The sequence below is a fragment of the Bradyrhizobium guangdongense genome (assembly GCF_006483445.1).
Taxonomy (GTDB): domain Bacteria; phylum Pseudomonadota; class Alphaproteobacteria; order Rhizobiales; family Xanthobacteraceae; genus Bradyrhizobium; species Bradyrhizobium guangdongense_A.
Map to the genome: position 1 here is coordinate 15,210 of NZ_PPPT01000186.1, position 12,512 is coordinate 27,721.

A 12,512-nucleotide genomic window follows, 5' to 3' on the forward strand; every position below is an offset into this window, starting at 1 on the left:
GGTTGACGCTTCCCCACCGTTGCCCCTTGATTTGATCGCAGGGGACACACCGCGGGAGATCCAACCATGCGGCTCGAGGAACATAAGGGCAGGGACACCACGTCGAACCGGATTCTCGGCGAAATCCGGGACTATTGCCGTGCCACGCAGACGGCGGAATCGACCTTCGGCCGGCTCGTGGTCAACGACGGCAAGCTGGTCTCGCGCCTGCGCGACGGCGCCAGGATCACCACCGGCACGCTCGACAAGGTGCGGGCCTATCTGTCCGAACATTCGCCGGACCAACCGCAAACGACGCCCGCCGCGCCGAAGCCGGGAAATGGTGCGGCGCCGAGAATGGAGCCCGCGCCGCCCGGCTTCCGCTTCTTCGACAACCGGCAAAAATACCTGCTGTTCGTCTCGACCTGCAGCGAGAAGACCGAGGTCGCCAACCGCATCTCGCTGGAGATCTCCAATTTGCAGCCGTCGCCGCCGGCGCTGCGGCTGTTCGACGCCGGCGTCGGCGATGGCACGGTGCTGTCGCGGGTGATGCGGGCGCTGCATGCGCGCTTCCCCGCAATGCCGCTCTACGTCGTCGCCAAGGAGATCTCCTACGAAGACGTTCGCATGATGCTGGAGAAGATGGCGGACCGCCTGTTCGAGCATCCCGCCACCGTGCTCGTCGTCACCAACCTCTATTACGGCGAGGCGCCCTGGCTGACGCCGCGCTCGGCGACCGCGGCACAAGGCCTGCTCTGGAAGGATGTTGCGCTCCAGGGCAATACCGCGCACGGCTTTGCCGAGCAGATCGGCGATCTCGAGCCGTTCCTGGCCGAGAACTGGCGCGCCGGCATCAGCCAGAAGACCGGCAATCCCGTCTACACCCGTCCGGTGATCCTGACGCTGCGGCGCGAGGATCATTCCTTCCTGCTCGATCCGATCATGCCGCGGCCGGGCCGCGTGATTGCCGATTACGACCTCGTCATCGCCTCGCAGCCCTATCGGGCGCGTGCGAGCGTCGAGTTCAAAGCTTCCAAGGTGGTCACGCCGCTGGTCCGTGCGCTCAGGCCCGGCGGACGGCTGGTTGGCATCCACTCCCATGGCCACGATCCCGGCATGGAGATCATCGAGCAGGTCTGGCCGGGCGACGATCCCTTCGGCACCGACCGCTACGCGATCTTGCGCCAGGTCAAGCACGAGCTCGGCTCGGCCGCGCGGCACTACAATTTCAACGCCTCGTCGGATGCGCGCGCGATTTTTCGCTATCGCATGCACACGCTGCCGGACGAGGTCTCCGGCCCGATCGGCACCTCCACGCTGTTCGCGGCCTGGAATGCCGCGATCTACGTGGCGCAGATCGAGGACGACAGATTGTCGGAGGTCGTGCGTGACGGCCGCTATCTCGAGGCGACCGATCGCGTGGTGCGCAAGCATGGCGGTCTCTGGTTCAACGACGAGACCTATGTGATCTCGCGCCGCCGCGCGCCGGCCTGATGCGGGAGCCCGCCATGACGACGACGCTCGAACAGGCGAACCACAGCGATCTCACCGCGATGCTGACGCAGGCGTCAGTCGAGGTCTCCTCCAGCGGCCATCAGCTCGATGATTTGCGCGAGCACTTTGCGCAAGGTCTCGACGTCAGCATCACCTTCCTGCCCGGCGACAATTACCTCCATAACGTCGAGACGGCATCGGCGCTGCGCCGCGCCGGCTTCAACCCGGTTCCGCACATCGCCGCGCGCGAGATCCATTCCCGCGCCGCGCTGGATGATTTCTTCCGCCGGCTGGGCGGCGAGGCGGATGTCGCGCGCATCCTGCTGATTGCCGGCGACGTCGCGATCGCGAAGGGGCCGTTCAAGTCCAGCCGCGATATCGCGGCAAGCGGCCTGATCGAGACGCACGGCTTCGCCCGTGTCAGCGTCGCCGGCCACCCCGAAGGCCATCCCTATCTCGACGCGCCGCAGGTGGTGAAGGCTCTTGCAGCCTGGCGCGACTGGGGAGCTGAGCGGCAGATCGGCATCGACGTCGTCACGCAGTTCTGCTTCGAGACCGCGCCGATCCTGAATTGGCTCGGTGATATCAAAGTCGCCGCCGTCGACCTGCCCGTGACCATCGGGCTCGCCGGTCCCGCCAGCCCGGCCACCCTGATGAAGTTCGCGCTCCGCTGCGGCATCGGCAATTCGATCCGCGCCGTGCGCAACCAGATCGGCCGCTATGGGCGGCTGCTGACGGAAACCGGACCCGACGAGGTCTTGCGCGGCCTCTCGGCCGCGCCAAGAGCCGCGACCGGGCAGGTGAGGGGATTCCACATCTTCCCCTTCGGCGGCCTGAGGAAATCAGCGCGCTGGCTGAGTGAGCACGCGAGCGCTCAGAACCCGTAGAGCCGCGCCGGATTGTCGACCAGAATCTTCTGGCGGATCGCGGCGTCGGGCGCCCAGACCGGGAGCTGGTTGAGCAGGCGGCCGTCGTCGATCTGGAACAGCGGTGTCACGTCCGTCACCTTCTTGCCTGATGGCGTCACCGAATCCGGATGTGGCCAGTCGGTGCCCCAGACGATACGCTCCGGATTGGCGGCGATCAGCGCCTGCGCGAACGGCACCATGTCCTGATAGTCGGGCGCAAGCTTCGACGAGCGGTAGGCGCCGGAGATCTTGACATAGGCCTTGCCTGATTTCACCAGCGCGACGAGATCGGAAAAACCAGGCTGCTCCAGCCCGAGCTCGCCCCGTGCGCCGCCAAAATGGTCGAACACGACCGGCACCGGCGCGGTCTCGACCAGGTCCTTGATCGCAGAGATCATCGCGAGGGTGGTGTAGAGCTGCACGTGCCAGCCGTGGGCCTTCATGCGCTCGACCGCGGTCGTGAAGCGGGCACGGCCGACATTGGGATCGTTGACGCCACCGGTCGCGAGATTGAGGCGGATGCCGCGAAAGCCGTCCTGATGCATGGTGTGGAGCGCGCTGTCCGGCGTCTTGTCGTCGATTACGGCGACCCCGCGCGCATTGGCGCCGCGCGCCTTCATGCCGTACAGGCTCGAGGAATTGTCGGTGCCGTAGACGCTCGGCGTCACCACCACCACGCGCTCCATGCGCAGCGCCTTGTGCAATGCGGCCTGCTCCTCAGGGCTTGCCGGCTCGGGCGTGTAGACGCGGCCCGAGAAGAACGGGAATTTCTCGACGTCGCCGTGAATATGGGTGTGGCAGTCGCAGGCATGTGCGGGGACGTCGAAATTGACCGGCGTCGCGGGCTGTGCCGCCGCCGCTTGGGCTTGTTTGCTGGTCATCGTGACTCCGGCCGCGAGGGAGGCAAGCAGGACGCTGCGTCGGCTGAGCATGGATGGTCCTCCCGATTTTCTCGTTTTTAATGGGTGAATTCTTTAGCACATTTTTCAGGGGCGGGGCCGCAAATTCAACGTGGAATTGAACCGGCCGCGCGCCGGTTTGACTAATGTTCCGCACTCCCGGATCATCGCTTCCCCCACCGGAATCACTTCATGAAAAAATTTGGCAAGTTCAAAGCGGGCGTCTCGGCGGTCGCGGTCCTCGTCGCGTTGTTCGGCGTTTACGGCTTCCGCAAGCTGCAGGCGCTGGCGGCCGATCCGACCGGGCCAAAGGATTGCCGGCCCGCCGCCGATCTCGGCGATGCCGCCAGGATCGATCTGGACAAGGTGAGGGCGATCGCGCCGCTGCAGGGGGTGAAATGGTCGCAGCTCGGCGGCAGCATCAACGATGCGAGCTGCCTCAACCGCACCGAGATCTACGGCGTGGTCGAGATCCGCAGCGTCGACGATATCGCAAAAACGCTTGCCTTCGCGCGCGATAACAAGCTGCCGGTGACGACCGCGGGCGTGCGCCACTCCATGGGCGGGCAGGCCTTTCGCAAGGGCGGCATCGTGCTGGATATGCGCACCTTTAACCGCATCACCCTGAACGAAACCGCGCGCACGGTGACGGTTCAGCCGGGCGCGACCTGGCACGACATCCAGATCGCGCTGCATCCGCGCTTCGCCGTCCGCGCCATGCAGTCGACGGATATCTTTAGCGTCGGCGGCTCGATCTCCGTCAACGCCCACGGCATGGACCATCAGGCCGGCGCGCTCAAGCGCTCGGTCAAGTCGATGAAGGTGATGCTGGCGGATGGAACGATCCGCAACGTCTCGGCGACCGAGAACCCGGAATTGTTCAACCTCGTCGTCGGCGGCTACGGCCTGTTCGGCGTCATCGTCGAGGCCGAGCTCGATATCGCCGACAACAGTGTGTACCAGACCGGTCGCCGCGTGCTCGACTACAAGGCCTTTCCGGCGCTGTTCTCCGGCGAGATCGAGAAGGACAGCAATATCGGCCTGATGTACGGCCATCTGTCGACCGCGCCCTCGACCTTCCTCCAGGAGATGCTGCTCTACACCTACACCAAGGCCGATGGCACCGACTTCCAGCGCCAGCCGCTGGGCGAAGTCTCAAGCACAAAACTGCGGCGGCTCACCATCAATTTGTCGAAGCAGGGGCCGTTCTTCCAGGAGCTGAAATGGCTCTCTGAAAAGCACATTGAGCACCGCATGGAGAATTGCACGGTAACGCGCGCACAGGCGATCGCCTCGGGCGAGGCCTGCCTTGTCAGCCGCAACGACCCCATGCACGATTCCGTGCCCTATTTGCGCAACGCGCTGCAGGAGGAGACCGATATCCTGCACGAGTATTTCATCCCGCGCAAAAACTTCGTCGCCTTCGTCGACGGCCTGCGAAAAATCATGCTCGACAACAAGACCAATCTGCTCAACGCCTCGGTCCGCGTCGTGCACAAGGAAGACAATTTTTTGACCTATTCGCCGGAGCCAGCGTTCTCGCTGGTGCTCTACATCAACCAGCCCACCGACGATGAGGGCAATGCCCGCATGAAGAAGGTGACGGAAGAGCTGATCGACCTCACCATAGCCAACCAGGGCCGCTTCTTCCTGCCGTACCAGCTCTATTACTCACGCGACCAGCTCAAGAAGTCGTACCCGCAGATCGACGACTTTTTCGCCGCCAAGCGGAAGTACGACCCGGCGGAGCTGTTCACGAATACGATGTATCAGAAGTATCGGGCGTGAGTGGCTTAATGAGTTTCGGTTGTCGCGGTGCGGACAGTGCGCTCCCTCTCCCGCTTGCGGGAGAGGGCTGGGGAGAGGGTGTATCCGCAATGGGGACAATCCCCAAGCGGAGAGAGCCCTCACCCGGCGCTTCGCGCCGACCTCTCCCGCAAGCGGGAGAGGTGAAACGAGCCCGCGGACCAATTGATTCAACGCAAAGCCATCATGCTTGGTGCCGTGCACCTTTGCTTTGATGCCGCTAGGCGGCGATGCGAGGTGCGCTTTACGTCGTTGGCGGCTTGGCTCGCGCGGTGGCACCATATGTCGCGAAGGGCCGCTAGTTCTGTTCCCGTGCGAAGTTCCTGGCCACATAGAGGATGCCGACCGCTACAGCCGGATATACGAGGAGGCGGAAATGCTCAGTTCTCGCTTCACCCTCGAAGACGCTGTGCGCGATAAGGGATAGAGCTGCTAACCCAACCAGTACAAAGCCCAAGTACGCAAGAGACCGCCATTTCGTAGGAAGAAAGCTAAATGCAAATTCCGACGTTGCCGCAGCGGCTATCGTGGGTATCCAAAAGGGAAATGCAAAGATTGCCAGCACAAACCCGAGCATGTAGTTGGTTGAACTCCCAGCAATGCTCGGACTACCGATCACGATCGCTTCGACGGTCCACCAAAGCAGGATCGCGAGCAAGAATATCACAAGGTCCATGTTTCACCGCGCAAGGCGACCGACGAACAACAACTGCATCAATCTTGTGCCACGACCCGTTAACCTCTGGTTGCAGTGCTGATAGTTGTCGGCGAGTTCTCCACATAGAGACTAACCCCTGCCGACCTATGCTCAACCCGCTTCGGCGCCAGCCCGTTACAGCCGCCGGCCTGTTCGGCATCGAGCACGAGCAGGACGCCCCGAGGCGTAGAGCCGGTTGACGAATATCTACAGTAGTTCCTGCCAGGAACCGAAATAAAGCGCTCGCTATCCGGCAGACGAAGGCGCACTGTCTCGGTGCCATCGCGCGGCCCCCAGCATCTATCGGTGGTGTGAACGCCAATTGCGCTCCCGCTCAACTCGACAGCGGAGCAATCACATGCCGGCTCGACAGTCCCCGGAAGGTTCAACGACATTCGCATACCGCCTGGCGCAAGAGGCAATCAGTCTGCGCCGGCAGGCGAGGGAAATGCCCTCTGGCGTTCGCCGCACGGAGCTTCTGCAAAAAGCGCGGCAGATCGACGTTGCCGGCGAGGTCAACAAGTGGCTGACGTCGCGTGGATTGCCGCCGCCATCCTGAGCCCAGCAGTTGCAGCAGATCGTCAACAAGGTAGGAAATTCGGCCGCCGCGGCGGCAAGGAATTGACATGGTGAAGCCGAACCGGGGCGCTCCCGTCGGGGTGCTGCTCGTCATCGACTTTGGCCTTGCGATTTGCCTGTCAGGACTGCTCGTAAGTGTTCTCAGGCTCGTTTGGTGATGAGATCTCGAAGCATTTCCGCATCTGCCCTTCGCAGCGCGAAGATGCACAAATCCATGGAGGATGAAATGATCAGGAAGGAAGGGAATGACCGCCGCCTGCGGGAAGCCAACAATGCCTTCAAGGCAATCGGGACTGAAAAGCGAATGACCGATTACGAGAAAGCACAGCAGTCCTTTCGCGACAATCGCGAGCGCCTCAAGGCCGAGCGCCTGGCGCGGGAAACCCGCGCGAAAGAATCTGTAAAATAGCTGGGTTCTAGAGCATCGAGAGCACGACGACGCCGTCTTCGAGCTCTCCGGACGCGAGGCGCGCTCGCGCGATCCGCTCGAACTCCGTCCGATATTTGTGAAGATAGTTGAAGGCCTGCTTGTCGGTCTGAAATGTCGTCGTCAATCGACATATCTGTCGTGCTGCGCCGAGCGCGAGCGTAAACGTGATTGTCCCGCCGCCGTCCGACTTGGCTCTCGGCACGATCACCCCCTTCGACCTGTGACTCGATTCCCCGCGATCGACGGCTTTTGAAGCCGGCTATCGCCGCGACTTCCGTGTGCGCTTCTTCGTCGCGGGTGCCGGCAAGGTCGCAGCAATGGCGGCGTCAGCGGCTTCCCTGGCCTCGCGCAACTCGCGCAGACGCGCCATGTTCTTGCGAACCTCGATCCCGTGTCTTTCGACATCCGCGATCGCGCGCGCGCCGTCTTCGGCGGCTAGGACCCGGCGAGCCGAGCGCGCGACGGCTTCAGGTGACGGTACTGCCGATTTGCTGGCGCTCATCCTTCACCCATTCGTGCAACGGAGAAAACCCGCTCAATCCTGGGATCGAGCGGGCAGCATTGCCGTTCCAGTACATCCGTGAAACGGCGCTACGAGATCAGGCCAGCGAGAGGTTCTCTGCGCTGACTTTGCCCCGCATCTTGTCGGTCTTGAGCTCGTAATTGACCTTCTGGCCCTCGGCGAGACCGGAAAGACCGGCACGTTCGACCGCGCTGATGTGAACGAACACATCGTTGCTGCCGTCGTTCGGCTGGATGAATCCAAAGCCCTTTTGGCCGTTGAACCACTTAACAGTACCTGTCGTCATCTTCTTCTCCAAAGCGCGCAAGCGCGTAACGCGCGACAATCACGCGGTGTTTCAACTTCGTCGATGTCTTTGGAAAAGGAGCCCGCGGGCGCGTTCAACAAGGCACAGCGGCTAATCGAATGAGCACAATATACACAACATCTGCGATTTTACAAGGAAGGCGGCCGAATTTGTTTTCAGTCCGTGGATCTAGGCGCCGGCGAGGGAGTTCCAAATGGTTGGCAACCACGCGCAGGGCTTTATCGATTGACTTGACGGCACGGGGGTGGTCACGTCGCAGCCACTGAATCGCGTCGCCGTGACGAGTAGACCTGCTCGATCGAGGTCGGCGAAGACAGACGCGGTTACTCTCATTCTCCCATTCGCAACGAATTTCCTGCGCAACTGGCTGCGTGCAGGATCATCCCGTTTCGCAGCCCAGCGAGGAGTTTCAATGCAGGTTCTCGTTCGCGACAACAATGTCGACCAGGCGCTCCGTGTCCTGAAGAAGAAGATGCAACGCGAGGGCGTGTTTCGCGAGATGAAGCAACGACGCGCCTATGAGAAGCCTTCGGAGAAGAAGACGCGCGAAAAATCCGAGGCCATCCGCCGGGCCCGCAAGCTCGCCCGCAAGCAGGCGATCCGGGAAGGCCTGCTGCCGGCGCCTCCGAAGAAGAAGCTTCCGGAGCGCAAGGCGCCGCTTCCGCAAATCTCGGGGACAAGAGCGACAGGCGTGCTGGCCGGTCCGGCCCAAACTGAACGTCGCTGATCAGGAACGACCGATTGGCGCTGATGTCTAGGCAATGCCAATCAGGAGGGTGCCGCAGTGACGCGCTATTACTTCGACATCCGGGACGGCACCGGGCTTTATCCCGACGAGGAGGGCCTGGAGTTCAGGACACAGCGTGAAGCCGAGGTTGAAGCCGCCCAGGCTCTGGCGGACCTGGCCCGCGATCTCCCAACTGCGGACGAACGGCAGGACGTCAGTGTCGAGGTGCGAACCGACACCAGGCACGTGTTTCAGGCCGCACTCATTTTCAGCACCAGTGGACCAACGCAGTGAATCTAGCGCAGCTCTGCTCAGATCTGCTCACGCTTCGGCGCAAGGCCGTTGCAGCCGCCGGCCTGTTCGGCATCGAGCACGAGCAGCGCGCCTGAGGCATAGAGCCGGCTGACGAAGTCCGCCGCGTTCGAGCGCGCGATGGTGACATAGGCGTTCGAGGACAGCACCCTGCCGTCGGCCTTCGCGATGGCAGCCAATGCCTGCGCCTGCGGGCCGATGATGGCCATCGAGCGTCCCGGCGACGTTCCGAAGGTGAGCAGGACGACGAGCGTAAGCCAGCCGGTGACGACGAGCGCGACCGCGGTCGCGATCCTGCCGAGCCGCCGCCACAAACTCGTCATGCCCGGGCTTGTCCCGGGCATCCACGGTCTTTGTGCGGCAGCAAAGGTCGTGGATGGCCGGGCATAGGCGAGCGGAAGCGACGCCGTCCTTCGGACGGCTAAGCCCGGCCATGACGGCAGGGGCACACTTTGCTCGCGGGTATGCTCAATAGTCATAAAAGTGCTCAAGGCTCACACCTCGCGCCGCAAGTTCGCGCTTGATCTCGACCATTTTGTCGATCCTAGCCTTCAAACCGGCCCGGCGGAAGCCGGGCTTGGCGTCGAGATCGAGCGAAAACAGTTCCGTCGTGTCTGATATGTCGAGCTTTGCCGATGCCGGCGCGATCACCGTGATCAGGATGTCGCTGTTACCCGCGATCTGCGCCACGCGATATCCACGATCCAAAAGTCCGCTCAGGATATCCGTGAGTGCCTTGTAGCGCGGCGCCTGCACGAGCAGCCAGTCGGCCGACAACGCGCGGACCTGTTTGATGCGCGGCTCCCCGGCCAGCACGTCCGGCGGCAGAGTTGCGACCACGAACATGATGTCGCGCGGCTCGTCATCGCTGCTCGCGTCCAGCGCCTTCTGGATCGCCTTGGCGTAGCCGATCTTGAGGAAATATTCGGTGCCGAGCGCGAAATCGCGCTCCCAGCTCCGCAAGGTGCTCGGCGAAGGCGCCGTGATCGCCATCAGGCCGTTCAGCGTGTCGCGGAACGGATATTTGTACCAGGGAATGGTGTAGAGGAAGGCGGCATAGTCCTGCAGCACCGCGCGCGAAAATTCATCCTGCGGCGTGAGCTTTGGTCCCCTGATCCATTCGAAGACGCGGCCGACCGTGTTTTCGTAGAGACCCTTGATCGCATATTCGGTCGAGTAGCTGATACCGATGACGTAGATCATCATCTTGACGTCGAAGCGCGACTCCACCGCCGGCGGCACCGCGCGATTGATGGTGCAAAAACTTCTCCAGAAGCCGGTGATGTGCCTGATATAGCCAAACTGGCTTTCGCTGGACTGGTCGAGGAAGCGGCCAAAATCCTCGAAGGAGTAGACGATGTACCATTCGGGGAAGGTGAAATAGGTGTTGTCGAGCGCGCGGCGATAGCCGATTTCGTCGATCGCGGGCAGGGCGATCGCAGATGTCGCCGCGGCCGCCGACTGCGACGACGGCTGGCAGGTGCCTTCGATGTAGGCGAGCGGCACCAGGATCGCGAGTGCGATCAGGACAAACAGCCCGAGCAGGACGCGACGCAGGCGCCTAAGCATGGGCAGGCCGCGTCCGCGGCGCCAGCACATAGCCGATCAGGATCGCCATGCCGCCAAGGCCGAGATGCGGGGCGTTGGCGAAGATGCGGGTCGAGAGCGGCAGATTGAGCACGCCGTTGATGAGGATGCCGAAGTCGAGATAGCCGCTGCCGGTGAGAAGGCCGAGCACGCCGTCGGCGAAGTAGAACACGCCAAAGAGCTGGAAGAACAGTTCGGACGCGCGGCGCGACGTCAGCGCCGCGGTCAAGGCCCACAGCGCGGAGACGAGGTGCAGCCCGTCGGCGTACCAGGTGCGGCGGAACAGGCCGAAGATCATGTCGTTCTGGTCGATGAAGGCGGGAATGTAGCCGGTGAGGATCACGAATCCGAGCAGGCCTGCGTAGCCCCAGGCGCATAGTCTGATGATGTCCATCGTTCCTCCGGTGAAGTCCGAATCCCAGATTAGTTTAAAGGTTTGCGAGCGCCTTGAGCAGGGCGTCGTTGAACTGGTCCGGCGCCTCGATCTGCGGAATGTGACCGAGGCCCGGCAGCAGGGTCAGGTGTGCCTTTGGCAACAGGACGTTCAAATCGCGCGCCTGCGCCAGCGGTGTGACGGTGTCCATGTCGCCCCAGAGAATGGCGACGGGCTGCTTGAGCCGCGCATAGGCGGTGCGATCGGCGCTTTCCGCGCCCCGGTCGGAGCCGACGAAATAATACATCCAGTCCGCGATGTCTTGCGTGCTGTTCTCGCGCGTCAACGGCCGCTGCAAAATCTCGACATATTCCGGCAGCGCGCGCTCCTTCTTGGCGATCAGCGATTGCAGCAGCATCTTCGTCGCGAGCGGATTGGTGACGGTCAGCGACACCAGCATCTCGCGCAGCCATTTTGGCTTCAGCACCGCCGGCGGATCCGAACGCTCATTGGTCAAGCCCAGCGCCGCATCGACCAGCACGAGGCCACGCGCCCGTGCCGGAAAACGCATCACGAGCTCAGTCGCGGCACCCGCGCCAAAGGAATGGCCGACGATGATCGCGGGCGGCGCGTTGAGGCTGTCAAGCACATCGTTGACGCGCTGCGCTTGATCCTGTCGCGTGTAGCCGCCGGGCCGATCTGAAAATCCAAACGGCGGCAGGTCCAGCGCGATGACGCGATAGCCGGCGCCCGCGAGCGCATCGATCGTCCGCCGCCACAGCTCGCTCCACGCCGCCGTGCCGTGAAACAGCACGACCGGCGTGCCGGTCGCCGGGCCCTTCTCCTGAATGAAGACCTCGCCCGAGCGCGTCTTGACCCATTGCCCGGCCTTCGGCGCGAATTCGCCGCGCGCAGCCGTCTCGCGAAGCGCGGCGGCCGTGCGAAAGCCGATCAGCGCGACGACGACCAGCACGAGCAGTGCCAAGCAGGTTTTGAGGCCGATGCGCAGAATTTTCGAAACCAAGTCGCCCCCGGGGCAAATCGACGCGAACAATCGGCCGCTACTCTAGCCAAGGTAGAGCGCCGGACCAGCCGCAAAATGGGTTCGTGCTGATTGCGGGGTTAATGAACTGGTGTCGCGGCCATACTCGGCACCGGTCAGGCGACCCGGCGCCGTTTTGGCGTCACGCCGCCCGCTGTCGGTTGCGCCGAAAGCGTCAGGCCCAAGGCTCCGACGATGCGCATGACAGTCCCGAACTCCGGATTGCCGGATTCTCCCAGCGCCTTGTACAGGCTTTCCCGATTCAAACCGGCCTTCTTCGCGTTTCACTCACGCGCGTGCGCGTGCCACGAGGCCGAGTGCATCGCGTACGAAATCCGCATCGCCGGATTCCAGTGCCGCCGCGATAGAGGCGACCTGACGCTCCTCCGTGTTGAGATAGTCGGCAGCATCAAAGCGGGTCGTCTTGGGAGCTGCCTTGGTCGTCCCTTTGGCCATCACAGTGTCTCTGCCAGTTTCTGAGCTTATTCAATACAGCGCAATGATGCGACGAGCCATGAGCAGACTTTCGCCTAAAGCGCAGGGGCGCCAGCGTCGAGCGCCTCTTTCGCCGCTGGTAGGACTACCCGACTTCGCACCTTGGCGATGGCAAGCGACCGAATTCGACGGTTTAGTTTGGCGGACGTCCGAGTGACAACACCCCAATCCCAAGATTTTGGATCACCCATAGAATGTTCGGTGGCATCAACCCACTTCGTGGCGCGTTTCTCGGTGTTGTGGTTGGTACGGGAGGGATGCAGGCCCACGTTATTCAGACCGCCGAGCTGAAGAGAAATCAGGCCCCACCCCTCCGCAATGTGTCTGTGCGTGCCTAGCCCACTCGATGGATTG

Annotated in this window: 15 protein-coding genes and 1 pseudogene; 6 read left to right on the forward strand and 10 right to left on the reverse strand. The window is 62.7% G+C overall.

Translation table 11 applies throughout. The annotated features are described in order from the left end of the window. The first annotated feature begins 66 nt into the window (after positions 1 to 66). A complete protein-coding gene (locus C2U70_RS25630; RefSeq protein ID WP_140981411.1) occupies positions 67 to 1,473 on the forward strand; it encodes a hypothetical protein in 1,407 nt (468 codons plus the stop codon). Between the two features lie 14 nt (positions 1,474 to 1,487). Beyond that, positions 1,488 to 2,360 carry a hypothetical protein gene (locus C2U70_RS25635; protein ID WP_140981412.1) on the forward strand — a complete coding sequence of 291 codons (873 nt, stop codon included), beginning with the start codon at positions 1,488 to 1,490 and terminating at the stop codon, positions 2,358 to 2,360. On the opposite strand, the gene C2U70_RS25640 is transcribed toward C2U70_RS25635, so the two are convergent. After that, positions 2,348 to 3,313 (reverse strand): amidohydrolase family protein, encoded by a 966-nt coding sequence (locus C2U70_RS25640; RefSeq protein WP_140981413.1) that lies wholly within the window; start codon positions 3,311 to 3,313, stop codon positions 2,348 to 2,350. The genes C2U70_RS25635 and C2U70_RS25640 overlap by 13 nt on opposite strands. Before the next feature lie 159 nt (positions 3,314 to 3,472). On the opposite strand from C2U70_RS25640, the gene C2U70_RS25645 reads away from it, so the two are divergent. After that, the gene (locus C2U70_RS25645; protein ID WP_140981414.1) at positions 3,473 to 5,068 is read left to right on the forward strand and encodes an FAD-binding oxidoreductase; all 1,596 of its coding nucleotides are present in this window, start codon (positions 3,473 to 3,475) and stop codon (positions 5,066 to 5,068) included. A 1,100-nt stretch (positions 5,069 to 6,168) separates the two neighbouring features. Here the strand turns inward: C2U70_RS25645 and C2U70_RS33185 are convergent. Then, positions 6,169 to 6,456: a hypothetical protein gene (locus C2U70_RS33185; protein ID WP_186294467.1), complete on the reverse strand. Its 288-nt coding sequence runs from the start codon at positions 6,454 to 6,456 to the stop codon at positions 6,169 to 6,171. A 132-nt stretch (positions 6,457 to 6,588) separates the two neighbouring features. On the opposite strand from C2U70_RS33185, the gene C2U70_RS25655 reads away from it, so the two are divergent. Next, on the forward strand, positions 6,589 to 6,771 hold the full coding sequence (locus tag C2U70_RS25655; RefSeq protein WP_140981416.1) for a hypothetical protein: 183 nt from the start codon (positions 6,589 to 6,591) through the stop codon (positions 6,769 to 6,771). Positions 6,772 to 6,778: 7 nt separating this feature from the next. Here C2U70_RS25655 and C2U70_RS25660 read toward each other — a convergent pair whose 3' ends face one another. The 3 genes from C2U70_RS25660 to C2U70_RS25670 form a co-directional block, all read right to left on the reverse strand. Beyond that, entirely contained in the window at positions 6,779 to 6,994 is a 216-nt protein-coding gene (locus C2U70_RS25660) for a hypothetical protein (protein ID WP_186294468.1), read from the reverse strand. Positions 6,995 to 7,051: 57 nt separating this feature from the next. Next, positions 7,052 to 7,294 (reverse strand): transcriptional regulator, encoded by a 243-nt coding sequence (locus C2U70_RS25665; protein WP_140981418.1) that lies wholly within the window; start codon positions 7,292 to 7,294, stop codon positions 7,052 to 7,054. Positions 7,295 to 7,391: 97 nt separating this feature from the next. Further along, positions 7,392 to 7,601 carry a cold-shock protein gene (locus tag C2U70_RS25670; protein WP_140981419.1) on the reverse strand — a complete coding sequence of 70 codons (210 nt, stop codon included), beginning with the start codon at positions 7,599 to 7,601 and terminating at the stop codon, positions 7,392 to 7,394. Between the two features lie 433 nt (positions 7,602 to 8,034). On the opposite strand from C2U70_RS25670, the gene rpsU reads away from it, so the two are divergent. Together rpsU and C2U70_RS25680 are read left to right on the forward strand one after the other, a co-directional pair. Continuing rightward, positions 8,035 to 8,349 (forward strand): 30S ribosomal protein S21, encoded by a 315-nt coding sequence (gene rpsU, locus C2U70_RS25675; RefSeq protein WP_140981420.1) that lies wholly within the window; start codon positions 8,035 to 8,037, stop codon positions 8,347 to 8,349. 57 nt (positions 8,350 to 8,406) lie between these two features. Continuing rightward, a complete protein-coding gene (locus tag C2U70_RS25680; RefSeq protein WP_140981421.1) occupies positions 8,407 to 8,643 on the forward strand; it encodes a DUF6894 family protein in 237 nt (78 codons plus the stop codon). A 17-nt stretch (positions 8,644 to 8,660) separates the two neighbouring features. Here the strand turns inward: C2U70_RS25680 and C2U70_RS25685 are convergent, their stop codons facing one another. The 5 genes and pseudogenes from C2U70_RS25685 to C2U70_RS33895 form a co-directional block, all read right to left on the reverse strand. Next, positions 8,661 to 8,984, reverse strand: coding sequence for a hypothetical protein (locus C2U70_RS25685; protein ID WP_140981422.1), 324 nt, complete (start codon positions 8,982 to 8,984; stop codon positions 8,661 to 8,663). 145 nt (positions 8,985 to 9,129) lie between these two features. After that, the gene (locus C2U70_RS25690; RefSeq protein ID WP_140981423.1) at positions 9,130 to 10,230 is read right to left on the reverse strand and encodes a hypothetical protein; all 1,101 of its coding nucleotides are present in this window, start codon (positions 10,228 to 10,230) and stop codon (positions 9,130 to 9,132) included. Further along, positions 10,223 to 10,642 carry a DUF4383 domain-containing protein gene (locus tag C2U70_RS25695; RefSeq protein ID WP_140981424.1) on the reverse strand — a complete coding sequence of 140 codons (420 nt, stop codon included), beginning with the start codon at positions 10,640 to 10,642 and terminating at the stop codon, positions 10,223 to 10,225. The genes C2U70_RS25690 and C2U70_RS25695 overlap by 8 nt, the downstream gene beginning before the upstream one ends. Positions 10,643 to 10,676: 34 nt before the next feature. Continuing rightward, positions 10,677 to 11,645 (reverse strand): alpha/beta fold hydrolase, encoded by a 969-nt coding sequence (locus C2U70_RS25700; protein WP_186294469.1) that lies wholly within the window; start codon positions 11,643 to 11,645, stop codon positions 10,677 to 10,679. Positions 11,646 to 11,779: 134 nt separating this feature from the next. After that, positions 11,780 to 12,119: pseudogene (locus tag C2U70_RS33895) on the reverse strand (addiction module antidote protein). Positions 12,120 to 12,512: the final 393 nt, after the last annotated feature.